General features: G+C 67.7%; 33 protein-coding genes, 1 tRNA gene and 1 other RNA gene. 14 read left to right on the forward strand and 21 right to left on the reverse strand.

Translation table 11 applies throughout. The annotated features are described in order from the left end of the window. Positions 1 to 10 precede the first annotated feature (10 nt). Together FHX68_RS04030 and FHX68_RS04035 are read right to left on the reverse strand one after the other, a co-directional pair. Positions 11 to 946, reverse strand: a complete 936-nt coding sequence (locus FHX68_RS04030; RefSeq protein ID WP_141379001.1) for a hypothetical protein — start codon at positions 944 to 946, stop codon at positions 11 to 13. Between the two features lie 287 nt (positions 947 to 1,233). Next, positions 1,234 to 1,306 (reverse strand) — tRNA-Lys (locus FHX68_RS04035). A gap of 114 nt (positions 1,307 to 1,420) precedes the next feature. Here FHX68_RS04035 and FHX68_RS04040 point away from each other — a divergent pair. Then, the gene (locus tag FHX68_RS04040; RefSeq protein WP_229661417.1) at positions 1,421 to 2,296 is read left to right on the forward strand and encodes an inositol monophosphatase family protein; all 876 of its coding nucleotides are present in this window, start codon (positions 1,421 to 1,423) and stop codon (positions 2,294 to 2,296) included. Beyond that, positions 2,293 to 2,889, forward strand: coding sequence for a hypothetical protein (locus FHX68_RS04045; protein WP_141378998.1), 597 nt, complete (start codon positions 2,293 to 2,295; stop codon positions 2,887 to 2,889). The genes FHX68_RS04040 and FHX68_RS04045 overlap by 4 nt, the downstream gene beginning before the upstream one ends. Positions 2,890 to 2,992: 103 nt before the next feature. Here the strand turns inward: FHX68_RS04045 and ssrA are convergent. Next, positions 2,993 to 3,362, reverse strand: a transfer-messenger RNA (tmRNA) gene (ssrA, locus tag FHX68_RS04050). A gap of 102 nt (positions 3,363 to 3,464) precedes the next feature. On the opposite strand from ssrA, the gene FHX68_RS04055 reads away from it, so the two are divergent. After that, entirely contained in the window at positions 3,465 to 3,932 is a 468-nt protein-coding gene (locus FHX68_RS04055; RefSeq protein ID WP_229661416.1) for an SIMPL domain-containing protein, read from the forward strand. Between the two features lie 159 nt (positions 3,933 to 4,091). Here FHX68_RS04055 and smpB read toward each other — a convergent pair whose 3' ends face one another. The 3 genes from smpB to ftsE form a co-directional block, all read right to left on the reverse strand. Next, complete coding sequence (gene smpB, locus FHX68_RS04060; RefSeq protein WP_141378996.1) at positions 4,092 to 4,568, reverse strand: SsrA-binding protein SmpB; 477 nt, start codon at positions 4,566 to 4,568, stop codon at positions 4,092 to 4,094. A gap of 62 nt (positions 4,569 to 4,630) precedes the next feature. Next, positions 4,631 to 5,545, reverse strand: coding sequence for a permease-like cell division protein FtsX (ftsX, locus tag FHX68_RS04065; protein ID WP_141378994.1), 915 nt, complete (start codon positions 5,543 to 5,545; stop codon positions 4,631 to 4,633). Continuing rightward, entirely contained in the window at positions 5,542 to 6,693 is a 1,152-nt protein-coding gene (ftsE, locus tag FHX68_RS04070; RefSeq protein WP_141378992.1) for a cell division ATP-binding protein FtsE, read from the reverse strand. Before ftsE ends, ftsX begins: the two co-directional genes overlap by 4 nt. Positions 6,694 to 6,874: 181 nt before the next feature. Between ftsE and FHX68_RS04075 the strand changes: the two genes are divergently transcribed. Together FHX68_RS04075 and FHX68_RS15720 are read left to right on the forward strand one after the other, a co-directional pair. Beyond that, a complete protein-coding gene (locus FHX68_RS04075) occupies positions 6,875 to 7,528 on the forward strand; it encodes a PH domain-containing protein (RefSeq protein ID WP_141378990.1) in 654 nt (217 codons plus the stop codon). A 40-nt stretch (positions 7,529 to 7,568) separates the two neighbouring features. Continuing rightward, positions 7,569 to 8,342 carry an Ltp family lipoprotein gene (locus FHX68_RS15720; RefSeq protein ID WP_141378988.1) on the forward strand — a complete coding sequence of 258 codons (774 nt, stop codon included), beginning with the start codon at positions 7,569 to 7,571 and terminating at the stop codon, positions 8,340 to 8,342. A 124-nt stretch (positions 8,343 to 8,466) separates the two neighbouring features. Here the strand turns inward: FHX68_RS15720 and prfB are convergent, their stop codons facing one another. Continuing rightward, on the reverse strand, positions 8,467 to 9,579 hold the full coding sequence (gene prfB, locus FHX68_RS04085; protein ID WP_141378986.1) for a peptide chain release factor 2: 1,113 nt from the start codon (positions 9,577 to 9,579) through the stop codon (positions 8,467 to 8,469). A gap of 61 nt (positions 9,580 to 9,640) precedes the next feature. Here prfB and FHX68_RS04090 point away from each other — a divergent pair, with 61 nt between their 5' ends. Beyond that, positions 9,641 to 10,909, forward strand: a complete 1,269-nt coding sequence (locus FHX68_RS04090; protein ID WP_342353559.1) for an MFS transporter — start codon at positions 9,641 to 9,643, stop codon at positions 10,907 to 10,909. 44 nt (positions 10,910 to 10,953) lie between these two features. Here the strand turns inward: FHX68_RS04090 and FHX68_RS04095 are convergent, their stop codons facing one another. Genes FHX68_RS04095 through FHX68_RS04105 form a run of 3 tightly spaced genes read right to left on the reverse strand, consistent with a single transcriptional unit; the run spans position 10,954 to position 12,300 of the window. Further along, positions 10,954 to 11,397 (reverse strand): pilus assembly protein TadG-related protein, encoded by a 444-nt coding sequence (locus FHX68_RS04095; protein WP_229661415.1) that lies wholly within the window; start codon positions 11,395 to 11,397, stop codon positions 10,954 to 10,956. Continuing rightward, on the reverse strand, positions 11,394 to 11,909 hold the full coding sequence (locus FHX68_RS04100; RefSeq protein WP_229661414.1) for a TadE family protein: 516 nt from the start codon (positions 11,907 to 11,909) through the stop codon (positions 11,394 to 11,396). The genes FHX68_RS04095 and FHX68_RS04100 overlap by 4 nt, the downstream gene beginning before the upstream one ends. Next, positions 11,884 to 12,300: a TadE/TadG family type IV pilus assembly protein gene (locus FHX68_RS04105; RefSeq protein WP_141378982.1), complete on the reverse strand. Its 417-nt coding sequence runs from the start codon at positions 12,298 to 12,300 to the stop codon at positions 11,884 to 11,886. The genes FHX68_RS04100 and FHX68_RS04105 overlap by 26 nt, the downstream gene beginning before the upstream one ends. Before the next feature lie 121 nt (positions 12,301 to 12,421). Here FHX68_RS04105 and FHX68_RS04110 point away from each other — a divergent pair, with 121 nt between their 5' ends. From FHX68_RS04110 to FHX68_RS15145, 8 genes are all read left to right on the forward strand, one after another. Next, on the forward strand, positions 12,422 to 14,047 hold the full coding sequence (locus FHX68_RS04110) for a recombinase family protein (RefSeq protein ID WP_141378979.1): 1,626 nt from the start codon (positions 12,422 to 12,424) through the stop codon (positions 14,045 to 14,047). A 388-nt stretch (positions 14,048 to 14,435) separates the two neighbouring features. Next, positions 14,436 to 14,903: a hypothetical protein gene (locus FHX68_RS04115; RefSeq protein ID WP_141378978.1), complete on the forward strand. Its 468-nt coding sequence runs from the start codon at positions 14,436 to 14,438 to the stop codon at positions 14,901 to 14,903. After that, complete coding sequence (locus FHX68_RS04120) at positions 14,900 to 16,489, forward strand: hypothetical protein (RefSeq protein WP_141378976.1); 1,590 nt, start codon at positions 14,900 to 14,902, stop codon at positions 16,487 to 16,489. The genes FHX68_RS04115 and FHX68_RS04120 overlap by 4 nt, the downstream gene beginning before the upstream one ends. Next, the gene (locus FHX68_RS04125; protein WP_141378974.1) at positions 16,486 to 16,770 is read left to right on the forward strand and encodes a hypothetical protein; all 285 of its coding nucleotides are present in this window, start codon (positions 16,486 to 16,488) and stop codon (positions 16,768 to 16,770) included. The genes FHX68_RS04120 and FHX68_RS04125 overlap by 4 nt, the downstream gene beginning before the upstream one ends. 280 nt (positions 16,771 to 17,050) lie before the next feature. Beyond that, complete coding sequence (locus FHX68_RS04130; protein ID WP_141381588.1) at positions 17,051 to 18,178, forward strand: phage major capsid protein; 1,128 nt, start codon at positions 17,051 to 17,053, stop codon at positions 18,176 to 18,178. A gap of 474 nt (positions 18,179 to 18,652) precedes the next feature. Beyond that, on the forward strand, positions 18,653 to 18,967 hold the full coding sequence (locus tag FHX68_RS04135) for a hypothetical protein (protein WP_170219042.1): 315 nt from the start codon (positions 18,653 to 18,655) through the stop codon (positions 18,965 to 18,967). Further along, on the forward strand, positions 18,964 to 19,176 hold the full coding sequence (locus tag FHX68_RS04140; protein WP_141381586.1) for a hypothetical protein: 213 nt from the start codon (positions 18,964 to 18,966) through the stop codon (positions 19,174 to 19,176). Before FHX68_RS04135 ends, FHX68_RS04140 begins: the two co-directional genes overlap by 4 nt. A gap of 97 nt (positions 19,177 to 19,273) precedes the next feature. Continuing rightward, a complete protein-coding gene (locus FHX68_RS15145; RefSeq protein ID WP_170214312.1) occupies positions 19,274 to 19,450 on the forward strand; it encodes a hypothetical protein in 177 nt (58 codons plus the stop codon). An 8-nt stretch (positions 19,451 to 19,458) separates the two neighbouring features. Here the strand turns inward: FHX68_RS15145 and FHX68_RS04145 are convergent, their stop codons facing one another. The 11 genes from FHX68_RS04145 to FHX68_RS04190 form a co-directional block, all read right to left on the reverse strand. Next, positions 19,459 to 20,025 carry an HNH endonuclease gene (locus FHX68_RS04145; protein WP_141381585.1) on the reverse strand — a complete coding sequence of 189 codons (567 nt, stop codon included), beginning with the start codon at positions 20,023 to 20,025 and terminating at the stop codon, positions 19,459 to 19,461. Positions 20,026 to 20,035: 10 nt separating this feature from the next. Further along, positions 20,036 to 20,743: a DNA cytosine methyltransferase gene (locus tag FHX68_RS04150; RefSeq protein WP_141381584.1), complete on the reverse strand. Its 708-nt coding sequence runs from the start codon at positions 20,741 to 20,743 to the stop codon at positions 20,036 to 20,038. Positions 20,744 to 20,975: 232 nt separating this feature from the next. Further along, positions 20,976 to 21,224, reverse strand: a complete 249-nt coding sequence (locus FHX68_RS04155; protein ID WP_141379304.1) for a hypothetical protein — start codon at positions 21,222 to 21,224, stop codon at positions 20,976 to 20,978. Between the two features lie 111 nt (positions 21,225 to 21,335). Next, on the reverse strand, positions 21,336 to 21,461 hold the full coding sequence (locus tag FHX68_RS16115) for a hypothetical protein (protein ID WP_255314003.1): 126 nt from the start codon (positions 21,459 to 21,461) through the stop codon (positions 21,336 to 21,338). A 94-nt stretch (positions 21,462 to 21,555) separates the two neighbouring features. Beyond that, positions 21,556 to 23,181 carry a recombinase family protein gene (locus FHX68_RS04160; protein ID WP_141379302.1) on the reverse strand — a complete coding sequence of 542 codons (1,626 nt, stop codon included), beginning with the start codon at positions 23,179 to 23,181 and terminating at the stop codon, positions 21,556 to 21,558. Beyond that, positions 23,178 to 23,492 carry an NUMOD4 domain-containing protein gene (locus FHX68_RS04165; RefSeq protein WP_170214183.1) on the reverse strand — a complete coding sequence of 105 codons (315 nt, stop codon included), beginning with the start codon at positions 23,490 to 23,492 and terminating at the stop codon, positions 23,178 to 23,180. Before FHX68_RS04165 ends, FHX68_RS04160 begins: the two co-directional genes overlap by 4 nt. Further along, positions 23,489 to 23,740, reverse strand: a complete 252-nt coding sequence (locus FHX68_RS04170) for a DUF4314 domain-containing protein (RefSeq protein ID WP_141379298.1) — start codon at positions 23,738 to 23,740, stop codon at positions 23,489 to 23,491. The genes FHX68_RS04165 and FHX68_RS04170 overlap by 4 nt, the downstream gene beginning before the upstream one ends. Beyond that, positions 23,737 to 24,543 (reverse strand): WhiB family transcriptional regulator, encoded by an 807-nt coding sequence (locus FHX68_RS04175; protein WP_141379296.1) that lies wholly within the window; start codon positions 24,541 to 24,543, stop codon positions 23,737 to 23,739. The genes FHX68_RS04170 and FHX68_RS04175 overlap by 4 nt, the downstream gene beginning before the upstream one ends. Positions 24,544 to 24,563: 20 nt before the next feature. Beyond that, positions 24,564 to 24,935 carry a hypothetical protein gene (locus tag FHX68_RS04180; protein WP_188756916.1) on the reverse strand — a complete coding sequence of 124 codons (372 nt, stop codon included), beginning with the start codon at positions 24,933 to 24,935 and terminating at the stop codon, positions 24,564 to 24,566. A gap of 99 nt (positions 24,936 to 25,034) precedes the next feature. Beyond that, entirely contained in the window at positions 25,035 to 25,295 is a 261-nt protein-coding gene (locus FHX68_RS04185; protein ID WP_141379292.1) for a hypothetical protein, read from the reverse strand. After that, entirely contained in the window at positions 25,292 to 25,726 is a 435-nt protein-coding gene (locus FHX68_RS04190) for a hypothetical protein (protein WP_141379290.1), read from the reverse strand. The genes FHX68_RS04185 and FHX68_RS04190 overlap by 4 nt, the downstream gene beginning before the upstream one ends. Positions 25,727 to 25,754 lie beyond the last annotated feature (28 nt).

The following is a 25,754-nucleotide window of genomic DNA, read 5'->3' on the forward strand; positions in this document are numbered from 1 at the left end:
GTTTCCAAGGTCAGGAGCCTCCAACAGACCCAGGGCGCTTCAGATCGCGTGGGAGCTTTCGCTCGGGTATCGTCACGAGCACTTCGCCACCGTCTCGGAGGGATGCGCTCACTGCATGGCGTCCGTTGACGATGAACGCCGTCGAACCGCCGTGTTTGCGGATGCCCCAGCCGCCCCAGTCGGATGGGTGCACCGTTGTTGTCCGGACGTCGCCGAGCTTGCTGGCCGGAACCTGCTTGAGCGGGAACCGGAGGAGGGCTGAGCGGATGCGGAGGCCTTCCTGATCAACGCGTACGTCGATGCCGAGCAAGGCGACCAGCGCGATCCCCGCGATCGCGAGGACAGCCCAGATGAGCGTGCGAACGATGACCGGTGCTTCCTGGGCCGCAACGAGCCCGGCCGCGCCGGCGACGGCGAAGATGGCGAACGCCACGCCGATCTGCGGGGAGTAGACCGTCGCCGCCCAGCCAGAGCTGATGGTCCGCACGGATGGCTCTTCGTCGACCTCGCGCTGTTCTCTGGATGGGACGAAGGTGCGCAGAAGAACGCCGTAGAGGAGAAGTGCGGCGAGGAGGATCAGCCATCCGTTGAGTTCGGCGTCTTGTGCGCTTCCCGCTGCGTATGTGAGCCCTGCGGGGACGAGCCACAGTGCCATCCCGATTCCGGCGAAGAACCCTGACCAGGTGAGGACATCGCGCTTCGTGCGCAAGCTCGGAGACTTCAGCAGGACGACGATGGCGGCAACTGCGCCAGCGGCCGAGGCGATGCCCAGGGCGAGTCCGAAAACCCAACCTGTCTCGATAACACCGTCGACTCTGCCTTGAGCGTCCCAGTGGAACGCGACCTGCGAGCCGAGTCCGTCTCTCCAGAAGAAGTAGGTCACCGCAATGGCGATGGCGGGGAGGAGGCTGGCGAGGGCAGCAAGGGTGCGGCGTGCGAGTGACATCGATCATACTCCAGTTCTGGATTCGGCGGGCTCATCGTCGCTTGTCTCGGTGTCCTCTGTCGGCGGTGATGAGGGGAGGAATGTCGCGAGTGCAGGGGCTGCAGCTTGCGTCTTGATGACGTGCTGAACTATTGGCTCGATATCCATGCCCGAACAGTACAGGCGGACAGCCTGTGACAGGCAGGAGCGTCGACGCTGATTCTGCACGATCCTGACAGAATCCTGACTCGATCCGAGAAGCAGAACCGCCTCTCCGCAGGAAATTCCTGATGAGAGGCGGTTTTCTGTGCACCCCCTGGGACTCGAACCCAGAACCCACTGATTAAGAGTCAGTTGCTCTGCCGATTGAGCTAGAGGTGCGTTCCGTCGGTCCGCCGATCGGGATGAAATCCACGGGGCGAACCGAGGGTCAACGTTACCATCACGATGCCGTTCATCGCCAATCGAGCATGCCACGCCCCGTATTCTGGTGGGGTGACCTCCCCCGCCGCATCGCCTTCCTGGAGCGCGCCCTTCGACGCCGACCTGACCGATGAGCTCACGCTCGCCCTGCGCCTGGCCGATGCGGCCGACGCGGTGACGATGGCCCGGTTTGACGCCGCCGACCTCGACGTGCAGGTGAAGGCGGATGCCACCCACGTCACCGAGGCTGACCTCGCCACGGAGCGCGCGATCCGAGACATCCTCTCTCACGAGCGTCCGAACGACGGGATCCTCGGCGAGGAGTTCGGCGAGGACGCCGGAGTCGCCTCCGGCACGCAGCCGTCCGGCGGGACGCGCCAGTGGATCATCGACCCGATCGACGGCACCGCCAACTACCTCAAGGGCATCCCGATGTGGACGACCCTCATCGCCCTCGCAATCGACGGCGTGCCGCGCGTCGGGGTCGCCAGCCAGCCCGCGCTCGGACGGCGCTGGTGGGCGGCGACCGGCCTCGGCGCCTGGACGAACACCCCCTCAGGCGAACCAGCCCGCCTCGCCGTCTCGGGCGTGACGAACGTCGCCGAGGCGAGCGTCAGCTTCCAGTCGATCGCCCAGTGGGACGAGGTCGGCCGCGCCGACGACCTCCTGCGCCTCAGCCGCGCGGTCTGGCGCGACCGCGGCTACGGCGACACCTGGCCGTACATGCTGCTCGCCGAAGGCCGCCTCGAGTTCGTCGCCGAGTTCGACGTCAAGGAGTACGACATCGCCGCGCTCGTGCCGATCGTGACCGAGGCCGGCGGCCGCTTCACCGACATCGACGGCGCCGACAGCATCTCGTCGCGTTCGTCGCTGGCGACCAACGGCGCCCTGCACGACGACTTCCTGACCCTCCTCACCTCCCCCACCTCGACCGGACAGACACGATGACCCTCCCCTCGATCCGCACCCGCACCGCGTCGGCCCTCGCCGCACTCGGCATCGCCGCACTGCTGCTCGCCGGCTGCTCCACGAGCTCCGCACCGGCCCCCACCGAGACGATCGGCACGGATGCCCCGACGACGCCGCCCCCAACCGACGATTCCGCCGTCGACCCCTCGGCGTCACCGTCGGCCTCGGCGGTCGATGTCACATGCGAGAGCCTCGTGCAGGAAGACCTCCTCGCCGAGTTCCGGCAGAAGGGCTGGACCGCGAAGGAGACGCCGTTCGCCGCCGGCGGCGTGACGCTTGACAAGGGCCTTCAGTGCACCTGGGCAGACTACGCGGTGCCGTCCGGCAACCTGATGATCTTCGGCTGGGCGCCGATCACCGTCGACCAGGCCGACGCGATGCAGCGCGGCCTCGGCGCGAAGGGATGGCGGCGCGAGGAGCACGGCGACACCGTCTACATCACCGAGGACCCGACGCAGGCGCCGACCACCGATGAGAACGGCTACGGCATGACCTACGAGTTCGGCGACGGCTGGGTGACGGTCGCCGACGTGAAGCAGAGCCTGCTGCTGATCCAGCGCCCGCAGGGCTAGGCCGTAGACCTCCCGGCGGCGCACCGCACCACAGACAGCACGAAGGCCGAGCCCACGGCGGGGCTCGGCCTTCGTGACATCCACGTTCCGTGTGACAGTGACGTCGTGGAGCTGGGGGGAATCGAACCCCCGTCCAACGCTGCAATACTGCGTCTTCTCCGGGCGCAGTCTGTAGAGACGTTCTGCTCGGCTCCGACCTTTGTCACAGACACCTAAGTCGACGAGCCCAGTCTCAGAAGAGTCCCATGTGACGTCGAGACCCCGTCACACAGCTAGATCCCTAGATGACGCCAGGGTCCGTAGCGGGATCGCCTACGGTCTGACGGACTATCGAGCTCGCTTAGGCAGCGAGGGCGAAGTCGTTGCGCTTTGCATCGGCAACTATTGGTTCGCAGAGATCGTTTACGAGATAACCCTGCATCCTCGGCCCGCTTCCCGCAGCATCACAGGCGCTGTCGAAACCGATCAGCCCCTGGAAGCCTCAGACCTCTCGGTCTCGCGGCAGGGTGAGCCACTGTCACACTGTGGAGTTGGATGCTCGGATGCCGAGGCATCCGAGCATTACAGTCTACACCATGAACGAGGTCATCATCACTGTCCGTGGCGAAAGCGAGCGACGCGTCGCTCCCGAACGGGCCGTCGCGCACGTGACGGCGACCGCCGACGGGCCCGAGCGCGGCGCGGTCGTCGAGCGCACCGCCGCGCTGGCGGAGCCCGTGCGCACCGACCTCGGCGCACGCAAGAGCGCCGGCCGGATCGCCGACTGGTCGAGCCAGCGCATGAGCGTCTGGGCCGACCGCCCCTGGAACAACGAGGGGCGCCAGCTCGACCTCGTCGAGTGGCAGCTGACCCCGGAGACCCGCGCACACGTCGAACGCGAGGTCGCCACCGATGCCGTCGCCGTCGCCGTCGCCCGGGCACGCGCGTACGCGGGCGCGATCGACCGGTCTGCGGTCGAGCCGCTGCAGATCGCCGATCTCGGCCTGCTCGGCGGATCCTCGCCAGAGCCGCCCCCCCGCGCATGTTCGCGCGCGCGGCGATGACGATGGATGGCGCGGGGGCCGCGCCGGCGGTGGACTTCCGCCCCGACGACATCGTCGTCACGGCAGCCGTCGAAGCGCGATTCCGCGCCTGACACGGCCCGCGCCTTCGACTGACGGACCGAGGGTGCGCACAGCCGGGGGCGGCCGCGGCGCCTGCGCTCAGTCGCCGAGGCGGTTGCGCGAGCGCATGGCGCGCTCGGCCTCGCGCTTGTCTTCGCGCTCGCGGATCGTCTGGCGCTTCTCGTACTCGCGCTTGCCCTTCGCGACCGCGATCTCGACCTTCGCGCGCCCGTCGGCGAAGTACAGCTTCAACGGGATCAGCGTGTACCCACCGGCGCTGATCGCGTGCGAGAGCTTGATGATCTCCTGCTTGTGCAGCAGCAGCTTGCGGGTGCGCTTGGACGAGTGGTTCGTCCAATGCCCCTGCGAGTACTCCGGAATGTGCACGGCGTCGAGGTAGGCCTCTCCCCCGTCGATGTAGGCGTAGCCGTCGCTGAGGTTCGCACGGCCTTCGCGGAGGGACTTCACCTCGGTGCCGGTGAGCACGAGCCCCGCCTCGTAGGTCTTCTCGATGGCGTACTCGTGGCGCGCGCGACGGTTGGTCGCGACGACCTTCTCCCCGCGTTCCCTGGGCATGGTGACTCCTCGTTCCGGATGCCGTGGACACGGCAGCCTGTCAGCTTACCCCAGCGGGAGCGTCAGGCGCGCAGCCAGCGGCGGATCGCGAAGCCGGCCGACAGTGCGGCGAGCACGAGACCGATCGCGATGATGATGGGGATGACGATCGCGGCATCCGCCATGCCCACCCAGTCGGTGATGAACGTGACCCGGTCTTTCAGGTAGCCGTTGATGCCGAAATGCACCCCGGCGACGATCGCGGCGCCGGCGAGCACCGAACCGATGAACGCGGCGAAGACACCCTCCAGGATGAACGGGGTCTGGATGAACCGGTTCGACGCTCCCACGAGGCGCATGATGCCGACCTCGCGTCTTCGCGCGTAGGCGGAGAGGCGGATGGTCGTCGCGATCAGAAGCACCGCGGCGATGAGCATGAGCACCGCGATGCCGACGGCGATGTAGGTCGCGATCGTCAGGGCGGAGAAGAGCGGCTCGAGGTACTGCATCTGGTTTTTCACCGCCTCGACGCCCTGCGTCCCCGTGAACGCCTCGGTGATGACGTCGGACTTCCCGGGATCGACGAGACCCACCCAGTAGGTGTCGCCGAGCTGCGCGGGCGTGACGTAGTCGGCGTACTCGTCGCCGTAGAGCGCGATGAGGTTCTGGTAGGCCTCGTCCGCCGATTCGAAGCGCACGTCGCGCACGATGTCGGCGAGGGCGGGGCTCGCGAGCCGATCCGCGACGGTCTTCAGCTGCTCGTCGTTGGCCGCACCGTCGACGCACGTGGTCGCCGTGGAATCGTCGCGGCACATCACGATCGACACCTGGGCGCGCTCCACCCAGTAGGCGCGCATCTTGCCGACCTGCATCTGCATCAGCATCGCGGCACCGACGAAGGTGAGCGACACGAAGGTCACGAGGATGACCGAGATCACCATGGAGGCGTTGCGCCGCAGGCCCGAAAGCGCCTCGGCGAGGATCAGGCGCACTCTCACGAGGTCGGCCCCACTTCGTCGTCGTCGGATGCCAGGCCGAGCCGGTCGGCGACGCCGGGACCGTCGAGGTCGAGGCCGTCGAGGTCGACGGCGGGTGCGTCGATACGGATCGGTCGCGTGTGCGGGGCGGGCTCGGCGGTGGCCCCGTCCGCGGGCTGGGCCTTGACGGGCGCCGGCCGTTCGCGGGTCACCGGGGGTGCCGCGGGCTCGCGGGTCACGGCGGGCGCCGTCTCGCGGTCGGCGAGCTCAGAGGTGACGAGTTCGGGGGTCACGGCGACCGCCGCGGCGACGGCCGACGCGGCGACCGCGTCGGATGCGGCCTCGGAGACGGCGGCGGCGGCCGCCGGTGCCACGCCCTCGACGGTCGACGCGGCGATCTCGCGCTGCAGCTCGAGCACCGCGGTGAGCGCGGCGGTGGCGGCCGCGCCCTTCTCCTCCTGCGGCGCGAGGGTCGGTAGCGACGAGCGGTCGCCGTATCCGCCGTGGCGGTCGTCGCGCACCATGACGCCCGACTGCAGTTCGATCACGCGGCGCTTCATCTGGTCGACGAAGCCGGCCTCGTGAGTCGCCATCACGACCGTGGTGCCGCCCTCGTTGATGCGCGCGAGCAGCTGCATGATGTCGATCGACGTGGCGGGATCGAGGTTTCCGGTCGGCTCGTCGGCGAGGAGGATCTGCGGACGGTTGACGATGGCGCGGGCGATCGCGACGCGCTGCTGCTCACCGCCGGAGAGCTCGTGCGGCAGGCGCTTCTGCTTGCCGTCGAGGCCGACGAGGGTGAGCGCCTCGGTGACCGCCTGCTGGATGTAGGCCCGCGACGATCCGATCACCTGCAGCGTGAACGCCACGTTCTGGAAGACGGTCTTGTTCGGCAGCAGCCGGAAGTCCTGGAACACCGATCCGATGTGCCGGCGGAAGTACGGCACCTTGCGGGTCGACAGGGTGTGCAAGTCGCGCCCGAGCACGACCACGCGTCCCTCGCTGGGGGTGTCCTCGCGGAGGATGAGGCGCAGGCACGACGACTTGCCCGACCCCGACGCGCCCACGAGGAAGACGAACTCCCCGCGCTGCACTTCGAAGTCGACGTCGCTCAGCGCCGGCTTGTTCGTCCCGCGGTACTTCTTGGTGACGTGCTCGAACCGGATCATGACCCGACGAGCCTAAGCGGGCGGGCGCGGGATGCCGGGCGACGCGCCCGCGCGTCGCGGTTCCCGCGACACCCCCTCCTCTCTTTATGCCGGCCCGCAGCAACGCCGATGTCCGAGGGCAAGATTAGGGTTTTCATGAGAATCACTTAATATTTGTTCAGCAAACTCGAAAGGAGAGCGAATGACGACGCCCGCAGGTTGGTACGACGACGGATCGGGACGCTCCCGCTGGTGGGACGGATCGCAGTGGACCGCTCACTTCGCCGACGATCAGAAGGCTGGCCCCGCATCACAGTCGATTGCCAAGCGTTTCACGACCAGACTCGACGGCGCCGCTGTCGAAGGAACGCTGTGGTCTGCCGTTGGTAAGCCGATGACCGGAATCGGAGCGGGACGATATCGCCTCACCGCTGAGTACCTGATCTTCGAAACGGGAACGCTGTCGACGAAGAGCCAGCAGATCAAGGTTCACGAGATCCACGATGTGGACGCGTCGCAATCCCTCACTCAGAAGGCACGCGGCGTGGGGAACGTCACTCTCTGGGCTCGCCGGACCAGCGGCGACGAGAAAGTCGTTCTGGAGGACATCGCCGAGTTCCGCGAGGGCGTTGAAGTCATCAACCGAATCGCCGATGAGGCACGTCACCGTCTGCAAGATCGTCAGAACACGCAGACCGTGAACTACACGGGCAGCCCGCTGCCCACGACGACGACCGCGGCGCCCGCAGCTACCGATCTCAACAGTGAGATCGAGCGGCTAGCCGCCTTCCATGCCGAAGGAATCCTCGACGCCGAGGAGTTCGCGGCGGCGAAAAAGAAGCTCCTAGGTCTCTGACAGACAACCATCCACCACCCATCTACAAGAAAAGCAGCACATGACAGACCTTCCCCCCTCCGCGCAGACGCCCCCCGCCGCCAGCACGCCCCCTCCGCCAGCGCCTGGCTCGGCGTCGCCGATCCAGTCCGCGCCTCCGAAGACGAAGAAGGTCTGGTACACGCGGTGGTGGGTATGGGTGATTGCGGCGATTCTCGTCGTCGGCGTCATCTCGAACCTCGCCAATGGCGGGAAGAAGCAGGACGATGGTGCCGCTGGCGCGCCGGCTCCGGTTGCGACTGCGGAAGCCGACGCCGCGAAGACTCCAGAAGCTACGAAGACGCCTGAGCCCAAGATGGTGGCGGTGCCCAACCTCGTCGGCAAGACCGTCGCAGAGGCGCGTGCCGTGCAGGGTATTGTCATCGAGGCAACGGCAGGAGCCGCCGATGACTGGAAGATCACGGACCAGTCCCAAACCGGCAAGGTCGCCGAGGGCACGGTGGTGCAGGTGACTGCGGCGCAGCCGGTGCCTGCCGAGTACGCCGCCGCCCTCCGCAAGGCCGACAGCTACGCGAACATTATGCATATGAGCAAGGCGGGGCTCTACGACCAGCTCACGTCGCAGTATGGCGAGCAGTTCTCGCCCGAGGCTGCCCAGTATGCGGTCGACAACGTGAAGACTGACTGGAACGCGAACGCACTCGCCAAGGCCAAGAACTACCAGCAGTCGATGTCCATGTCGCCCGCCGCGATCCACGACCAGCTCACCAGCGAGTACGGAGAGAAGTTCACTCCGGAAGAGGCGGACTACGCCATCGCAAACCTGAACAGCTGACCGTAGCGAAGATGGCGGGGCGTGACCGGCATCGGTCGCGCCCCGCCATCTTGAACCCGAAGATCAACATCGGCGGACTTGGTGTCCTAAGCCCGCGCCCGCGCGTCGCGGTTCCCGCGACGGGTCAGTCGTCGTCGTCTTTGCGCTTGCGCCAGCGGATGCCCGCGGCGATGAGCCCGTCGAGGTCGCCGTCGAAGACGACGGCGGGGTTGCCGACCTCGTAGCCGGTGCGGAGATCCTTCACGAGCTGCTGGCCGTAGAGGAAGTAGGAGCGCATCTGGTCGCCCCAGCTCGCCGTGATCGTGCCGGCGAGCTCCTTCTTCTTCGCCGCCTCCTCCTCGCGCTTGAGGAGGAGCAGGCGCGTCTGCAGCACACGCATCGCGGCGGCGCGGTTCTGGATCTGGCTCTTCTCGTTCTGCATCGAGACGACGAGACCGGTCGGAAGGTGCGTGATGCGCACCGCCGAGTCGGTCGTGTTGACCGACTGACCGCCGGGGCCCGACGAGCGGAACACGTCGACGCGGATGTCGCTCTCGGGCACGTCGACCTCGACGGCCTCTTCGAGCGCGGGGATCACCTCGACCGCGGCGAAGGAGGTCTGACGCTTGTCGGCGCCGCCGAACGGGCTGATGCGCGCGAGCCGGTGCGTGCCGGCCTCGACCGACAGGGTGCCGTAGGCATATGGGGCATCCACCTCGAACGTCGCGGACTTGATGCCCGCGCCCTCCGCGTAGGACGTGTCCATGACCTTGACGGAATACTTGTGCCGCTCGGCCCAGCGCAGGTACATGCGCAGGAGCATCTCGGCGAAGTCGGTCGCGTCGTCGCCGCCCGCGCCCGAGCGGATCGTCACGACCGCGGGGCGATCGTCGTACTCGCCGTCGAGGAGAGTCTGCACCTCGAGCTGGCCGATCACATCCTGCAGGTCGGCGATCTCGCGGAGCGCCTCGGCGGCGGTGTCGTCGTCGTCCATCTCCTGCGCGAGCTCGACGAGCACGTCGAGGTCGTCGAGGCGCTGCTCGACGTCGGTGACCCGCTTGAGGTCGGCCTGGCGGTGGCTGAGCGCGCTCGTCACCTTCTGGGCCTTCTCGACGTCGTCCCAGAGATCGGGCGCACCCGCCTCTTCGGACAGGCGCTCGATCTCCGCGCGCAGCGCGGTCACATCGACCACCGCCGCGATGTCGGAGAACGTGGCGCGCAGGGCCTGGATGTCGGCGGAGGAATCGAATTCAAGCATGACAGTCCACACTAACGTGGATGGGGTGACGGATGCCTCCACCCCCGAGTCGATCCGGAGGATGATCCGCCGCCTCGCCCCGGTGATCTACGGCCCCACGGTGCTGTTCGCGCTGGGCGAGGGGGCGGTCATCCCCCTGCTGCCGATCTTCGCCGCGCACCTCGGCGCCGACGTGCCGACGGCGGCCCTCGTGGCCTCGGCGCTCGTCGTCGGGCAGCTGTGCGGCAACATCCCCGCCGGCTGGGCCGTCGCCCGCATCGGCGAGCGGATCACGATGGCGATCGGCGGCGCCGTCGCCCTCCTCGGCGTCGCCGGGCTCGCGCTCGCGCCGAACCTCCTCGTGCTGGCGATCTCCGTCTTCGTGATCGGCCTCAGCGCCGCCGCGTTCGGACTGGCTCGGCACTCGTTCATGACGACGCGGGTCCCGCTCGTCTTCCGAGCACGGGCGCTGTCCCTTCTCGGCGGCACCTTCCGACTCGGCATGTTCGTCGGTCCGTTCGTCGCGGCGCTGCTCATCGGGATCTTCGGCGACGAGCATGCGACGGTGTGGTTCTTCGCGGTCTGCCTGATCGCGGCGGTGCTGCTCGTGATGCTCGGGCCCGACCCGGAGCTGCAGGTCGCCGTGCCGCGCACCTCCCCCGCACCGCGGAGCGACGCGCACCTCGCCGAAGACTCCGGCGAGCCCGTCACCGGGGCGATCCCCACGCCCGAGCGCGCGGGCGTGTTCCGAACGATGTGGCGCTACCGCGGCGTGCTCGCCCGGCTCGGCGTCGCCGCGGCGTCGCTGTCGGCCGTGCGTTCGGCCCGCCAGATCGTGCTGCCGCTGTGGGGCGTGTCGATCGGGCTCGACGCGCAGACGATCGCGCTCGTCGTCGGCGTGTCGGGAGCCATCGATTTCGCGCTCTTCTACGCCAGCGGCCAGGTGATGGACCGGTTCGGGCGCCTCTGGGCGGCGCTTCCCGCGATGATCCTGATGGGGGCCGGCTTCCTTGCGCTGTCGTTCACGCACGATCTGCCGCAGGCGGCGATGTGGTACGCCCTCTTCGCCGCTGTGCTCGGCGTCGGGAACGGCCTGTCCAGTGGCATCCTGCTCACCCTCGGCGCCGACGTCGCACCTCAGGACGACCCCGCGCCGTTCCTCGGATCGTGGCGCACCCTCACTGATGCCGGCGGTGCGATCGCACCGCTGCTGTTCTCGGGCCTGTCGGCCGCCTTCTCGCTGTCTGTTGCGACCGGGGCGATCGGCGTCGTGGGCCTGCTCGGTGCGGCGGCGTTCGTGAAATGGGTGCCGCGGTTCGTGCCCCGGGCCGCCGGCGGCGACGCGGGCTGAGCGGCGCGGGCTGTGAGGCGCGCGCCGAGCGCTGAGCGGGCGCGTCAGCGCAGCGCGGTGCGGCTCGTCGCGGTCGCCTCGATCGTCCAGCCGTTGGGTACGAACACGCTCAGCACCGGCGGATGCCACACGGTCGCGACCCGTACCCGGGCGGAGACGCCGTCGGGTGTGCCCGCTTCGACGAGCTGCGCGGTGCCGAGCGCGTCGATGATGTCGGATGCCTGGGCGTACACGCCGTCGTCGGTGAGGCGTGCCGTGGCGCCCGCGCCCGACACGGTGAGGGTGAAACCGTCGGCGCCTGCCAGCGCGGCGGCGTCGGCCGCGGCATCCGCGCGCTTCTGCGTCAGGTAGAGGCTCGTCGCGTCGACGCACACGAGCACGAGCGCGATGGCGAGCAGGGCGTAGCCGAGGGTCAGCAGGAGCACCGAGCCCTCGTCGTCGTCCCGCCCGTCGCCTCGCACCCGCGGGCGCAGCGTGTGGGCGGTCACGGCGCGGTTCCCCAGAACCGTGACACGCGCTGCACCGAGGCGGCCTCGACGGGCACGCGGGCGAGCTGATCGAGTCCGAGGACGGCGGGGACGAGCGGCAGCGGCACCGACGTGCGGACCGTGACCGACAGCAGCGCGCCCGGCGCGGGGCATTCGGGCGCCGACCGGTCGCAGTCGATCGAGACGTCCACCGCGGCGGGGTCGAGGCCGTATTCGGCGACGATCGCGTCGAGCACCCGGGCGCCGCGCGCGTCGGCGGTCACCGCGTCGGGCGACTCGGCGATCGTGCGGGCGAGCTGGCGGGCGCCGGTCTCCACCCCGAGCGACTGCCCCTGGATCGAGCCGAGCGCGACGATGAGGTAGACGAGCGGCACGAGCAGCACGAGCCCGACGAGGATGAACTCGAGTGCGGCGGACCCTTCGTCTCCGGGCGTGGCCGCGTCGGAACGGTCCCGATCGCGGTGCGGGCACACCGCGCTCCGCAGGTCAGTCGAAGCTCTCGCGCGGAGCATGGGCGGTCACCTCCATCCCGGCCGGCACGCCGAGCAGGCCGACGAGCGGGAGCGTCGCGACGACGGTGACCTGCACCTCCGGCCCGGCGCCGCCCTCGACGGCCGCGGCGCTGACCTCGGCATCCAGGGCTCCGCCCACCGCGGTGTCGATGAGCCGCGCGGTGCGCGCCGCGCCGTCGGCGGGCTCGGTGTCGGCGAGGGCGCCGTGGTAGGCGCCCTCCACCGCGGCGTCGTGCACGACGTTCCGCACGTAGACGGCGAAGGCGAGTTGCAGCACGCCGAGCGTGAGCACGGTCAGCAGCAGCCCGACGAGCACGAACTCCACCGGCGCGGAGCCGGTGTCATCGCCCTCGCCGAAGCCGCCGCCGCGCGCCCGCTCGGCATCGCGCATCGCGGGTCAGAGCCCCGAGACGCGGCTGAGCGCCTGCTCGAACAGGTCGGCGAGAGCCGGCCCGGCGAGGCTCCAGATCGCGACGACCAAGCCTCCCGACTTCACGCAGTAATCTCTTTTCATGAGACGAGCCATTCTTTACCTGCGTCTGTCAGTCACTGATTCCAACGACGGCGTCTCTGACAGTATCCAGCGTCAGGAGAGCGACTTGCGGGCCTTCGCTGAATCCGAGGGCCTCGATGTAGCGCAGGTGCTGTCCGATGACGGCCTCTCAGGCCGGAAGGCGCGGGCGAACGCTGATGAAGCCCTTCGGATGCTCGACGCGGGCGAAGCCGACGCGCTCCTGGTGTGGAAGTTGGACCGCTGGACCCGTCAAGGACTCGGCGCAATCGGACGCCTGGTCGAAGTCCTTGATCGCCACCCAAAGGCCGAGTTCATCGCCCTCCGCGACGGCATCCGCTCCACCCAGCCGAGCTGGCGGCTCACCGCAGCCGTGCTCTCCGAAGTAGCGCGCAGCGAAGCCGACAACACCGCGATGCGGGTCTCGGCGGCGATCCGCGACAACCAGCAGAAGGGTCGCTTCAAAGGCGGAACCGTCCCCTACGGGTATTCCCCAGCGCCTCACCCCTCTGGCCGCGGCCGAACGCTGATTCTCAACCCCGCCGAGGTCGCGACCATCAAGCGCATGGCTGATTGGGCGCTCGATGGTCGGCCCATCAATGGCTTGATTGACATCCTCACGAACGAAGGCGTGCCGACCACCCGCTCCCCCTACCGTCTCGCAACTCTCCGCGGCGAAGACGCCCACGGGCTCGCTCGGGGTGTCTGGTCCTGGCCAGCCGTCGCCGCGATCCTCACGGGGGACGCTGTGCTCGGTCGGGTCAGCGTCGGCAGTCCGATCGACGGCACCCGACGCAAGGCTTGGTCACTTGTCCTTGACGAGGCGGGACTGCCGCTGCAAGCGTTTCCGGCGGCTCTCGATGTCGAGACGTCCGCACGACTCCGCGACCGGATCAAGTCATCCAAGATTCCGAGTGGCAAGCCGCGCCGAGTCCCGCGAAAAGCGCGACTGCTCAGCGGCTTGCTGTGGTGCGGGGTGTGTGGAAAGAAGCTCTGGGTGACAGTCCGCTCGGGTCGCTCGACCTACACATGTTCTCGCAAGGCGGGCGGGACATGCCCCGCACCGAATATGACTGCCGAACTCGCCGAACGCGCAATCACAGATACATTCCTCGCGGAGCGCGGACACTGGCCAGAGGCCGTCCTCGAAGAAAGCGTGCACCGACCGGAGCATGTAGACGAGCTGGCCCGCGTCCAGGCTGCGATCGACCAGACCGCGGCCCAGATGACCCACGACGACGCCGACGTGGCCCGACTCGCAACCGAGCTCCAGACGCTCAAAGGGCGGCGGACGGAGCTCCAGGCGGCTCCTGTGACCATCGAGCGTCGGTGGATACCTACGGGCCGCACGATTGCAGAGGCGTGGGCAGACGGCGATGACCACACCAAACGCGGTCTGCTCGAACGCTTCGGCCTTGATCGCATCGACCTCCTGCCAACGGAGACGCGGGGAAGCAACGTCTTCCAGCCTGAGCGGCTGGTGCCTCACTGGATCGACGTCGATGACCCCGACGCCCCAGACTCACTCGGTCGAGGTCTCCTGATCCCGCGCCTCAGCGCGCCCGTGAAGCCTCCGCGCGACTACTATTCACGCCCTCCGGGTGACGCCTCCCACACAGCTGGGTGACACCTTCAAAATCAAAGGTGTCACCCGAAGGTGTCACCCGGCTTTGGCCAGTGTTTCCAAGGCATCGGGGCACTGGGTGACACGGGTGACGCCTTCGGGAGCATCTTTCACTATGTCCGCCCCTCCCTGACGCTGGCTTCCGGCGCCATTGCTACCTATGCGTTTCCCCTGAAGCATGCGCCCACGCCGCCCATAGCCCAGGCCGCACGCTATAGTCATCAATCGTTCCTGCGGGAACCGGGGCTGCCGCCCGTCACACGGCAGACGAACCACGAGACTCCACTGCTGGCGCGATCCTTCGATTCACGCGCCGTCCGGCCGTCCTGGCCACCGCTGACCACGGTCAGTCCATCTCCCTCGGCGCACCTCGCGCAGATCGGAGTCTCGCATGTCTGCGAACCTTCTCATCCCTCGTCCCTACCTCGCGATCCAGCAGGTCACCGTCGAACCGGACGGCACTCGCTCCGCGTTCGTTCGCGTCCACACGCGCTCCGGCGGCGTCATCATCAAGAAGCTGCCCGCGGGCGAGAACCACCAGCCGCTCCTGCCCTTCCTCCAGAACGCGCATCTGCTCCTGCCGAAGAGCTACCAGCATTACCGACTGGTCTGGGGCACCGGCGCTGGCCTGGTCCCCACGACCTACACGCTGCGTCACGACTCCCGCGACGAGGGGGTGACAAACGACCACCTGCTGAGCTCCGACTTCGAAGACCTTTGGGGCGCCGACAACGGGCCCGACTTCCTCGACGCGCGCGGCTCAGCGATCCCCCGCGACGAGGTTGACCTCATCGGCGTCTACCCTGAGCTGTTCCTCACGAACGACGAAGCCGCGTTCCTCCGCGACGGTGGACAGTGAGCAACCGCTACGACGCCTTCAACCGGATCGCACCCGACTACGACTTCAGGCGCACCACGGAGGGCGCCTATGTCATCATCCCTGCTGATCCGGCAGTCCCCCACGTCGCCGAGTCCGTGGACTACCTCATCCCGGAGTGGCAAGAACGCCTCGCAGCAGAAGGCTCGGACACGTTCGGCCAGGCCCAGGTCGTCTACGACATGGCGAGGGCCTACGCCCGGAAGGTCACCCAGTACCAGGAGCGCGTGCCGCTCGTAACGCGCGTCAACCAGTACACCGGCGACGACGGTATCCCTCGCGTCCTCATCGACCTGGGCGACCGCTTGACCGGCTTCGTCGTACAGGTCGGACCCGCTGGCTGGTATGTCCACGACCCGCGCACAGAGGGCGGCCTGTTCGACTGGACGCCGGTGTGGCACCGCGAAGCGAACTTCCAGCCTCTTCCGCTCCCCGACGAGTCCCCCGACCGGGTGCCCGGCGAGGCCAAGGCCTGGTTCCGCGAAATGCTTGCCCTCTCCGATCGCGACTGGCATCTGGTGTGGCTGTGGCTGATGAGCGTCTACTTCCCGCACTGGACGCAGCAGGGCCTCATGTTCGTGGCCTCATCGCAGATGGGAAAGTCCCTGCGGAGTGCATGGCTGCTCAGCTTCCTGCATCCGGCTGACCCGACCCTCGGCGGTATCGGCGGCGACTTCCCTACGACCGAACGGGGCTGGGGCAGCCTCATGCACACGTCCCCGATTCTGGCGTTCGATGACGTCGAGTCCATCTCACCGTCGCAGCACCAAGCCATGAAGCAGGTCATCACCGGTGCGGCGTTCCGCACCCAGACCCTCTACGAGACACGGGGCACGACGACCACCACGGGCAAGCGCCCCCTGCTCATCACCGCGTCCGGGACCCCTGCGGGCTTCCGCGACGACCTCCGCAACCGCATCTGGACGGTCTCACCGACCCGCCCGCCGCTGGGCCGCGACCTGGACGCCGAGTTCAAGCGGATGGCCCCGGCGATCTTCGCCGACCTTCTCGATGACCTGGTGATCGCTCTCAAGGGCTTCCCCGATGGCCTGGCTGAGATGGATGCTTTGATCGCTGCGGGCCAGCCGGTGCGTCCCCGTGAAATCCGCGCCCTCGCGCGCTCGCTCGATCAGGCGACCGGCGCTCAGTACGAAACCGCGATGCTCGAAGAGCGCCAAGACACTCTGCAAGCCGCGGCAGAAGAAGACCGCTTCGCCCGCGTGGTCTACGAGTTCGTCAAGGCACACCCGGCAGGCGGCGAGCTCTCGAACGACGACCTGCTCAGCGAGCTCCGCGGAACCGCACTCGGCATGTTCGACTTCGAATCAGCCGGTGCCCTCGACCGGGCGCAGTGGTTCCCTCAGGACACCGGGCGCATGGGATCGTGGCTCGGTCGAAAGGCCGACAGCCTCGCATCGGTCGGCGTCGTCTTCCACGCCCGTCGTGGCGCCAAGGGCATACGACTCCGGTCCTGGGACCCACTTCCCGGCGTCCCCGAACCCCAGCCGATCATCACCGTCAACGTTCACCCTGCCGAAGGCTCACACGCGCAGGAGGCATTCTCATGACTCGATTCAACCGTCCGACCGCTGACGCCGACTTCGCCCGGGAACTGCGCGCTGCTGGCCTGGCGCAGCTCCGCGGAGCACTCTTCTACGACAACGAGCAAGCCGCCATGTTCTCGGACGCCGAGACCATCGCGCTCGCCAAGCTCCACTTCGAACAGCGCAGCGGCCTGTCGGCGGCCCTGGAGCTCAACAACTGGCTCGACGTGTCAACCGCCGCGCTCACGCTGCACGAACTCCAACAGGGTCTCCAGAAGCTGGACCACGCCGACATGCTCGCCTGACTCAGGCGTGCCCGTCCCCCCGAAGACGCTATAGATCGGTAGGGAGAGGATGCGCTGCCCAAACGTGCACCCCGCCCCACTCCGCCGCTGACCGACCGACGCGCGCGCCTACAGGAGTAGGGCCGCCCGGACGATCGACCAGCCAGCCGACACATCGGCGCAGACAGTACCGCGAGGCCCAGGAGGGCAGACGGTGCCGAGCCGATGCTGCGCGGTCCGTTGGGAGGCACTTCCGCGCCAGCTAGGCGCATCAAGTGACTACCCCCCATTGGAGTCAACCATGGACCCTAAGTCCGAACTCAAGACCATCCAGGCACGGATGGCAGTCATCGTCGACGGCTACAAGTCGGGCGGCAACCTCTCCGACGAGCAGGCGACCGAGCTCCAGGAGCTCAACGACCGCGCGACCGAACTGAAGGCCGCGATTCTGCGCGCTGAGAAGTCGGCCGAGAACATGCGCGCCGTCGCCGGCGAGCCCATCGACCACGAGGGCGACCGCAGCATCCCCGGCGCAAAGGGCTACCTGGACTTCTCGCCGGCCCGCGTGAAGTCGCTGGCCAAGTCCATCGCCAACCCCGGCATCAAGGCGCTCATCGCGGGCGGCTCGTCGGGCACCGCGGTCCCGCTCGACCCCAAGCCGGTCCCGCTCGGCCTCACCGGCCCGAACGCCGGCTTCCTGTCGCTGTTCAAGACGGTGCAGCGCACGACCCCGTCGTACAAGTTCCTCCAGCAGACGGTGCGAACGAACAACGCGGCTGTCGTGGCTCCGGGCGCACTCAAGCCCACGTCGGTCTACTCGGCCGTCGAGGTCACGAACTCGCTGAAGGTCATCGCTCATCTCTCCGAGATGGTGGACCGCTTCCTCCTCGAGGACAATGACGAGCTCGAGTCGTTCCTCGCGACAGAGCTCGGTAACGGCGTCATCCGCAAGGCTGAGGCCGAGGCGATCAGCACCATCCTGGGCACGTCGGGCATCCTGACCTACGCCACTTCCGCGAGCTACACGCCGGCCAAGGGATTCGACGGCATCTTCTCCGGCATGGCGAAGCTCGCGACCGTCGGCGGCTACACGGCTGACCTCGTGGTCATCAACTCGTCGGACTACGAGACCCTGCGTCTCGCGAAGAACGGCGAGAACGACTACTACGGCGGCGGCCCCTTCACGGGGGGCCCGAACCCCGGCCTGTGGGGAGTGACGACCTTCGTCACGTCCGGCATCGCCGCGGGCACGGCCCTGGTGCTGGACACCGACACGGTCCAGATCAGCACCGACACCAAGGGCATCCGCACCGACGTGGACGCCGCGACTGGCTTCGACAAGAACCAGGTCCGGTTCCGCACGGAAGGCCGCTTCGCCACGGACGTGAAGCAGCCCACGGGCATCCTCAAGGTCACCCTCACGGCGTGACCTCACAGCTCCGCGAGTAGCTAACTCGCCGGGCCGGCATCCTTCATCGGGTGCCGGTCCACGCAGCTCTGCGCGTCCTTACTTCGGGTTCGACGCGCAGAGTCTCAGCAGCCCTCTCCTTTCGGGCGTGGCTGAGCGCTGATGCGGAGTGATAGCCCGACGATCAGACCTGCTGGGGCGTAGGACACCCGCGAGCAGGATCACTGTGCCGGCCTCGCCCGTCGAGGTCTCCTGCCTGCGCAGCCTGACCCGCTACGCAGTAACCCCTCCGGGCGCGGGCCGGCACAGTGTGACCCCAGCTCCCTGCGACCCAGCCCCCGGGTAGGCGCCTCGCATCCTGCGGTGGCTCGCCCCACGGCTCAATCCCCGGCAATGGTCTCAATGTGTGCGATCCGTTTTGAATCCAGAACGGACCGGGCCACCAGGATCAAGCACAGATCATCCCTCCCGCCCCTGCGCCAGGAAGGCCTCATCATGACTCTCCGCGACGACCTCGAAACCGTCATCTCTTCTGACCCCGTAATGGCCGAAGACCGCATGGCGGGCATCATCAGTCTGGCGCGCGCGGTCGCCGACCAGGCCGACGCCCAGCTCAGCAACACGGGCGCACTCGAAAGCCGGATCATCGCCAGCTACGGCGGCATGCTCGCCCAGATCAACCGCACGATCCGCGATGACCGCGACCGGCGACGCCGTACCGAGGCGAAGACCGCGGGCAAGGCATCCCGCCTTTCGCTCATCCGACAGCAGGCCGCTGAGGCGACGAAGGTGCGGGAGGAGGCCTGGTGACCGGCCCCGCTCTGATCCGCTGTACCCGCTGCCGCCGCGAGCTACCCGAAGACGCCTACGGCAACCACGCTGGCCGCCGCGAAGGCAGAAACAACGAGTGCAAGGACTGCGCCCGCACACGTCGGCTGGCCTACCGCCACACCGACGTGGGCCGCGCCAAGCACAACGCCGCCAACAAGCGCGCTCGCGAACGCCGCTCAGCGGCCTGACTGACCACCCCGTGGGGCTTGATATCGAGCCTGGCCCCACGGGGGTTTTTCTTCGGCTCACTCCGCGCGCCCACGCGCCCCTTCGAAAGGAAACACCTTGTCCGCACTCGCCCACCTGCCCACCAGCATCAAGGCGCTGGAGACGCTTCTCCTGACTTCCCCGAACCCTGAGACCGCTGACCTCATCCGCGAACGCATCAACGAGCGTCGGATGCACAACCGGCGTAGCCGTGCGAAGCGTCAGGCCCGCCTTGACGAAGCGCGCGCTGAGTGAGCAAGCCTTCAGTCGCCGTACTTCGTCCGCAGCCACTCGTAGACGGCTTTCTGGTCATCCAGACCAGCACGCCTCACCTGAGCCAGCAGCCAGATCGCTGACGGCTTCTCAGTCGTGACGTTCTTCGCGCCCTGATTGCACGTCGAGCACAGGGCGCGAAGATTCGACAGCTCATCCTTGCCACCGTAGATCTTGTCCACGATGTGCCCGAGGTGCAGCCGCACCTTCCGGCCTGTGTCGGGGTCAATCTCACCCGCGGCCTTCCCGCACATCTGACAGGTGGAGCCGTCGCGGTCCAGGACCTCCGCGCGGAGCTTCTGCGAGATGCCCCGCACGAACGCCGCATCTGGCTTCTCCGGCGGGTCTGCCATCAACATGTACTCACCAGGCTTCAGGTCCTGCGTGTCGTTGTTGGTGTAGATCAGCCAGCCCTCTTGCTCGCGCAACTCGCGAACGCGTCGAGCCCATTCACCGACTGGCGCAACAAGCTGCGCGAGCTCTTTACCCTTGACTACTTCACCCTGGTGCTCACGGAAGTATGCCCTGAGCTTCGCTTTTGCGCTCGTGCTTGCCACGCCCCCGAGTCTAGGCGGCGCGCTCAGACTCCCGCGCGACGCCGCGCAGCGACCCCTGCTTGACGGCGCGCATCAGGAAGCCGCCAAGGTACTCGGTGTAGGCGGGCGGGATCGACTCGTTGAGCTCTCGCTTGTTCATCCAGTCGATGCCGAGTGCATCCTTCGCGTTGGCGATCGAACTGTTGCCCCCGCCCGTCACCTGCACGAACGACTTGTTCTGATCCAGCTTCCCGTAGTGGGCCTTACGCTTGTCGTGCGTGAACACCAGCGGGTGCTTGCCGTGCTCCGGCGCATCAAGCTCAATGTTCGACTCGAACAAGCGGTGCCGGATCACCCGCAGACCGGGGAACATGGTCCCGCACAGCACAGTCGGGTTGAGCAGCGGGGCACCTTCGACGTTCTCGATGATGTACGGCACACCCAGGCCGTCCAGCATCTCGCGCACGGGTTCGATCAGGCGCGGCCATGCATCGGCGTTCCCGTTTCGCTTTGCAAGGTCGGAGTACGACTGACACGGCGGCGATGCATGGATCGCGTCAAACGACGCCAAGAACTCAGGATCGAGGGTCAGCGCATCGTGCTGAATGAACTCGAACGGGTAGCGCGGCTGAGGGTCGATATCGACGCCGACAACCTCGAACCCCGCGCGGTGATAGCCCATTCCGGCCCCGCCGGCGCAGCTGAACAGGTCTAGGAGGCGGGGCTTCTGGGAAGGCATGCCGTCACATTACCGAAGGGTCCCGACGTTGCTGGACAGAACGCGCCGACCCCGGGCGGAACCCTAGGAACTCTGTTCTCCAGTCGTCCTGTGAGCTCTCCGATCACCCTAGGTAGCCGAGGGCACTCCCCCTCAAAACGGAGTGACCCACGGAGCCCAGAACGACGATGAGAACGCCTCAACGACAGAGACCCCTGAGGAAACCTCCCCAGGGGCCTTCTCCCACCGCGACTCATGCGGTCTTCTGGGCAGCTTCGTACATCGCAAGCGCCGCGGTGATCTTCGCCTTGCGCTTCTCGTTCGACGCCTTGCTCTGCGCGGCGCGCACGGCCTTGGCGTGGGCTCGCTTGATCCCTCGCGCCTGGTCAATCAGCTCGTCGACCCGGGCGAGGGTGTGCATCAGGTCCTCGCCGCTCTGGTCCATGCTCTCCGCAAGAATCGCGTCGAGGGCCTTGCTGGTGGTGGTGAAGTTCTTGTCCATGATCTGTCCTCCGTGCTGGTGATTGGGTGTTGCTTGCTGTCATCGACATTGCCGCGACCTCGACCACCTCGGAGCGCCGGGCGCCTCACCCCAGCGGCACTCCCGGACAGATTACTGCCGTAAGTCCGCACCTGCGGTCATCAGCGTCACGAGAACCCAGCCGGGCACGTCGCCGCGGTCGTCGTCGATCGTGTTCGTGAGGGAGGCGCGGAGCCGTCCCCATACCGTGCGGATCATGTCCGCCTCCTTCCGACCGTCGCCGGTCATGAGATTCCGAGCTTGAGCATGACGATCCCCGGGAAGACGGCGAACAGCACCGACAGCGGGAGGATCAGGAAGACGAGCGGGAGGAGCGCGCCTGCTCGGATGGCTTGCGGTCTGACACCTCCGCGGGCAAGAACATGGACGGGTCGAGCACCCCGTGAATGGTGATCGCCTGCGGTCGCCCGTCCACGATGTCCGACACGATCACGCGCACGTCGAGGAGTTCGACCACCTCGCGACGGATGGCGGCGCTGGCGTTCTCCAACCGACCACGGGCACGCTCCGCGAGCGCCGCCACGTCAGTGATCCGCTGGGCCTGCTCGGCGCGGTTCGACCGCATCGCGGCCAGGCCATCCAGACGCTCCCGAAGCTCCGCGAGGTCGCCCCGGAGTCGCTCGACGGTCGCGCGGTGCTCCGCCGGGTCGTCCGCCATCAGGTACAGATCCTTCGCCCGCCCCATGGCGCGTTCAAGGGTGGCCTCCTGCTTGCGGAGCGCCGCGACCATCGGGGCCTCGTCGTTCAGGTCCGCGTCGTCGTCCAGTTCGAGCCACTGCCGCGCTAGCCGCTCCAGACGCTCAGGGTCCGCGAGCATCGCCGCGAGTTCGGCCCACACCGGCTCATCGATCGCCGGTCCCTTGATCTGCGTGCAGGAGCACCGGGGCTGTTCCTTCGAGCGGTAGCGCTTGCCCGCGCAGATGTAGAACGGATTGGGTCGGCTCTTGGTCGTCACGCCGTCGTAATGCTTGTCGAACTCGCACTGCCCGAACAGCCGCCCGGTCAGCATCTGCCGCTGAGGAGCCGAGGGCGTCCACCCCGCGCGGCGGTTGACAGCGCGTTGGAGCGCCTGCCACTCCTGCCGCGTGAAAACCGGATTGCCGAGGACGACGCGCACCGTCTCGCCGTACTTCGGCGATCCGTCGCGGTTCATCTTCGTGACCTTGCGATGCGGGCGGTACGCGCCAGTCATCGCCGCGCCCCACTCCGTCTCGCCAGTCCACAACGTCGGGTTCGTCGCGGTCTGCCTCACCGTCTGGTACTGCCATGTAGCGGCCTGGCGCGGGCGGAGCCCCATCAGGTTCAGTCGGTCCGCGACCTCGGCGGTGCTGAGGCGCTCCTTCACGAACAGCGAGTACATCGCGCGGAGCACCTCGCGTTCGCGCTCGTCGCGCACCGGGCGCGCCTCCCGCTTCAGCCCTTCGAGCTTCCAGCCGAACGGGGGCTTCGACCCTGCCCATCCCCCGGCGCGACCCTTGGCCCGCTGACCGGCGGCGGTGCGCGCGACGATGGTGTCGCGCTCCATCTCGGCGAAGCCCGCCATCATCGTGCGCATCATCTTGCCCTGCGGCGTGCTCATGTCGATCTGCTCTTTGACGAGCACCAAGTCGACGCCCATCTCGGACAGTCGGTCCGTCTCGCGGATGGCGTCCCCGGCTTTGCGGGCGAAGCGGTCGAGCTTTGACACGACCACGGCGTCGATCTTGCCGTCGCGGGCGTCCTGGAGCATCTGTCGCCATGCGGGGCGCGAGGCGTCCGTGCCCGACAGCCCCTCATCGACGTAGGTGCCGACGAGTTCCCAGCCGCGCATCTTGATCGTCGCCTCGCAGATTTCCTTCTGCTCGGGCAGTGATGTGTTGTCGACCTGCATGTCGGTGGACACTCGGGCGTAGTAGACGGCCCTGGTCTTCGTGCTCATCGGCTCGTCTCCTTCCATGCGAGGTTGTCGGCCCTGTTGTCGGCCTTGATGTCATTGAGGTGCTTCACGGTCGCGCCCTCGGTCGGCGGCTCGCCGTGGAACGCGCGAGCGACCAGTCGATGCACGGCGAGGGTCTTGCCGCCGCCGGGGCCATAGAGGCGCACGACGGCGCATCCGGTGCTCTGGTTGACGGGCGTCGTCAGGACGTAGCCCGCGGGGCGTCCCTGGGTCGCACGCGCGTTGCGGATTCGCCCGAAGTCCGACACGTCGTAGAGCCCTTCGTATCCGGGGATCGGTCGCCATTCGGTCATGCGAACACCTCCCATCGGTCCTCGCCCGCGATGAGCCCGAGGGTCTGCCCCGAGTCCCACAGAACGTGCACCGTGTCGGCGTCGTCCACGGCCACGACTGTGCCCGTCGCGCCAGGTCGGAGGTCGGTGTGGGGGTCGGTTGTCTCCGCGAGCCGCACACGCTCGCCGACGCGCGCCACGGGGCCGATGGCCACGCACGACTCGCCGGGATGCGGGTGGCCGGGCACGCACCCGATGTCGCCGGTCATGCGGCCACTTCCTCGGCGTCGGCCTTCGCCTCGGGTGCGGGCTTCGGGGCGGTCGCACGGGCGGCGGCGCGCTCGAACTTCGCGCGGAGGGCGTCGGACGGGAGCGACTTTGCGAGCTTTGCGATCCCGGCCTTCGTGAGGCTGTCGGCCACCACTACCGCGACGAGGTTCGAGATCATCTTGGCGTCATGCCCGGCGCAGAAGGTCGCGCGGGTGGCTCCGCCGCATCCGCAGAGGCAGGCGTTGAGGTTGGTGGCCTTGGCGTTCATTGGGGTATCCGATCTGAGTAGGGTTCCGGGGGCTCCTGCCCCCAATTCCCATTCAAATGTATGTAAATAATCGGGCACAATATTCGGTCTGATCCGGCTTTTCCCGAGCCGTTGAAGCGCTCGCACCTGCGCCTTCTCGCGCTCAATCGACCGGCGGCGTTCTTCACTGCTCGGGCCGAAGAGCTTGCCGCCCCAAATGCCTGCGAGCGCCCCCGCCGTCTCGGCATATGCGCGGCATTGCGTCGCGAGCGGGCACGACCCGCACCGCTCGGCGGCGACATCTTGAAGCACGACATCTTCAGAGGTCCACGCCTCCGCGCCAGGACCGACACACGGAATCTCGATGCCGTCGTCCATTGAGGCACGCACGCGCTCGATCAGCTCCGCGTAGGCAGTTGCAGGATCGTGCGGGCGGAGAGCCATAAGCGGGGCGGACATCACGATTGGAAACCTCCGGGTCGAGGAAGAATCGCGAGTGGCGCGGCCCTCCCGCGCGGAGTCAACCAGCCGCAGACGCGCGCCGATCTGCTCCACGTCGAGAGGGCCGCGACGAATCACGCGACGGCCTCCACGGCGTCATCGACCAGACCAGCGCGCCGGAACTGCTCGGCCCGGATCCAGTCGAGGATCACTTGGTGGTGCGACTCCTTGAGCCACAACATCCCGTTGACGTATTCGACGGGTCCGGCGATCCCGGCGACGCGCCCGAGGTCGTATAGCACCGACGCCGAGGCGTAGATGTCGGCGTGCTCGGTCGATGCTCCGTCAGCGGTCATGCGGGCCTTCCGCATCGAGATGATCTCGGCGAGCGGGAGCGGCCCGCACACGAGCCATGCGGCGACCTCGGGGGCGCGCTTTGCGTCCTTCGTGTCGTCGATGAGCCACTCCATGAGGCGGTCGTCGGTGTTGTCGATCAGGATTTGCATAGTGCTAGTCATGATGGGTGCCCTCCTGGGCTGGTTACTTTGAATGGGTGTTGAAAGCAGGGTCGCGCGGCGGCGAGCGCCCCCGGCCAGCGCGCGCGATCACCGCGTCACGCCGCATCTCGCGAGTGCGACCTTCGCGTCGATGTACGCCGACCACGCCACCGAAGCCGCCTCGCGGCGAACGCGACAGCGCTCCCCCCACTCGGCCAGCGGCAGGCACGCGAGCGGATGATCGCTATGCACGAGGTCCGGATGATGCGCCTCGACTCGGATCAGCGCATCACGCGCCGTCTTGTAATCCAGCCGCGCGCGCTGATACTCACGCTTTGCGACCTGACGTGCGATCTCGTTCTCGGTCATGGTGTTGTCTCCTCGGCGTTGTGGGTGGTTTCTCGCAGGGACGGTCGTCCCGGCGCTGGCTGTGCGGCCTCCGCGAATCGAAAGCGTCGGCGGGCCATCTCGCGGTGCGCATGACACAGGCCGTTCGCCGATGCGGTGCGCTTACAGGCGGCGACCCAGCAGATCGCCTCGGGCGACCTCACTGCCGGAGCGTTCACGACGGCATCGGGATGCTCGGCGACCCAGACCGCCATCGACCCCGACTCGCGGAGCGCACGCACCCGCAGGTTGTCGTAGTGCGTGTGGCAGAGCCCGAGTGAGAACGCGGTGCGCGAGCACGCCGTCACGATGCATCGCGGGTGAGGCCGGGCGACGACGGGCCACGTCCTCACGACCGCGACATGCGGCGCGAGCCACGACGGGACCGTGAACTTCGGAACCTTGGCGCTCATGACTGCGCCTCCCCCGAGGTGAGGTCAC

The organism is Microbacterium lacticum (assembly GCF_006716815.1).
Classification (GTDB): domain Bacteria; phylum Actinomycetota; class Actinomycetes; order Actinomycetales; family Microbacteriaceae; genus Microbacterium; species Microbacterium lacticum.

What these genes read in the sequence shown, in the direction of transcription:
- FHX68_RS04030 (WP_141379001.1), bottom strand. Translation starts at nt 946, where the DNA reads ATGTCACTCGCACGCCGCACCCTTGCTGCCCTCGCCAGCCTCCTCCCC.
- FHX68_RS04045 (WP_141378998.1), top strand. Translation starts at nt 2,293, where the DNA reads ATGACCCTCCCCTCGATCCGCACCCGCACCGCGTCGGCCCTCGCCGCA.
- FHX68_RS04055 (WP_229661416.1), top strand. Translation starts at nt 3,465, where the DNA reads ATGAACGAGGTCATCATCACTGTCCGTGGCGAAAGCGAGCGACGCGTC.
- smpB (WP_141378996.1), bottom strand. Translation starts at nt 4,568, where the DNA reads ATGCCCAGGGAACGCGGGGAGAAGGTCGTCGCGACCAACCGTCGCGCG.
- ftsE (WP_141378992.1), bottom strand. Translation starts at nt 6,693, where the DNA reads ATGATCCGGTTCGAGCACGTCACCAAGAAGTACCGCGGGACGAACAAG.
- FHX68_RS04075 (WP_141378990.1), top strand. Translation starts at nt 6,875, where the DNA reads ATGACGACGCCCGCAGGTTGGTACGACGACGGATCGGGACGCTCCCGC.
- FHX68_RS15720 (WP_141378988.1), top strand. Translation starts at nt 7,569, where the DNA reads ATGACAGACCTTCCCCCCTCCGCGCAGACGCCCCCCGCCGCCAGCACG.
- prfB (WP_141378986.1), bottom strand. Translation starts at nt 9,579, where the DNA reads ATGCTTGAATTCGATTCCTCCGCCGACATCCAGGCCCTGCGCGCCACG.
- FHX68_RS04090 (WP_342353559.1), top strand. Translation starts at nt 9,641, where the DNA reads ATGATCCGCCGCCTCGCCCCGGTGATCTACGGCCCCACGGTGCTGTTC.
- FHX68_RS04100 (WP_229661414.1), bottom strand. Translation starts at nt 11,909, where the DNA reads ATGCTCCGCGCGAGAGCTTCGACTGACCTGCGGAGCGCGGTGTGCCCG.
- FHX68_RS04105 (WP_141378982.1), bottom strand. Translation starts at nt 12,300, where the DNA reads ATGCGCGATGCCGAGCGGGCGCGCGGCGGCGGCTTCGGCGAGGGCGAT.
- FHX68_RS04110 (WP_141378979.1), top strand. Translation starts at nt 12,422, where the DNA reads ATGAGACGAGCCATTCTTTACCTGCGTCTGTCAGTCACTGATTCCAAC.
- FHX68_RS04115 (WP_141378978.1), top strand. Translation starts at nt 14,436, where the DNA reads ATGTCTGCGAACCTTCTCATCCCTCGTCCCTACCTCGCGATCCAGCAG.
- FHX68_RS04125 (WP_141378974.1), top strand. Translation starts at nt 16,486, where the DNA reads ATGACTCGATTCAACCGTCCGACCGCTGACGCCGACTTCGCCCGGGAA.
- FHX68_RS04130 (WP_141381588.1), top strand. Translation starts at nt 17,051, where the DNA reads ATGGACCCTAAGTCCGAACTCAAGACCATCCAGGCACGGATGGCAGTC.
- FHX68_RS04135 (WP_170219042.1), top strand. Translation starts at nt 18,653, where the DNA reads ATGACTCTCCGCGACGACCTCGAAACCGTCATCTCTTCTGACCCCGTA.
- FHX68_RS04150 (WP_141381584.1), bottom strand. Translation starts at nt 20,743, where the DNA reads ATGCCTTCCCAGAAGCCCCGCCTCCTAGACCTGTTCAGCTGCGCCGGC.
- FHX68_RS04155 (WP_141379304.1), bottom strand. Translation starts at nt 21,224, where the DNA reads ATGGACAAGAACTTCACCACCACCAGCAAGGCCCTCGACGCGATTCTT.
- FHX68_RS16115 (WP_255314003.1), bottom strand. Translation starts at nt 21,461, where the DNA reads ATGATCCGCACGGTATGGGGACGGCTCCGCGCCTCCCTCACGAACACG.
- FHX68_RS04160 (WP_141379302.1), bottom strand. Translation starts at nt 23,181, where the DNA reads ATGAGCACGAAGACCAGGGCCGTCTACTACGCCCGAGTGTCCACCGAC.
- FHX68_RS04165 (WP_170214183.1), bottom strand. Translation starts at nt 23,492, where the DNA reads ATGACCGAATGGCGACCGATCCCCGGATACGAAGGGCTCTACGACGTG.
- FHX68_RS04170 (WP_141379298.1), bottom strand. Translation starts at nt 23,740, where the DNA reads ATGACCGGCGACATCGGGTGCGTGCCCGGCCACCCGCATCCCGGCGAG.
- FHX68_RS04180 (WP_188756916.1), bottom strand. Translation starts at nt 24,935, where the DNA reads ATGCAAATCCTGATCGACAACACCGACGACCGCCTCATGGAGTGGCTC.
- FHX68_RS04185 (WP_141379292.1), bottom strand. Translation starts at nt 25,295, where the DNA reads ATGACCGAGAACGAGATCGCACGTCAGGTCGCAAAGCGTGAGTATCAG.
- FHX68_RS04190 (WP_141379290.1), bottom strand. Translation starts at nt 25,726, where the DNA reads ATGAGCGCCAAGGTTCCGAAGTTCACGGTCCCGTCGTGGCTCGCGCCG.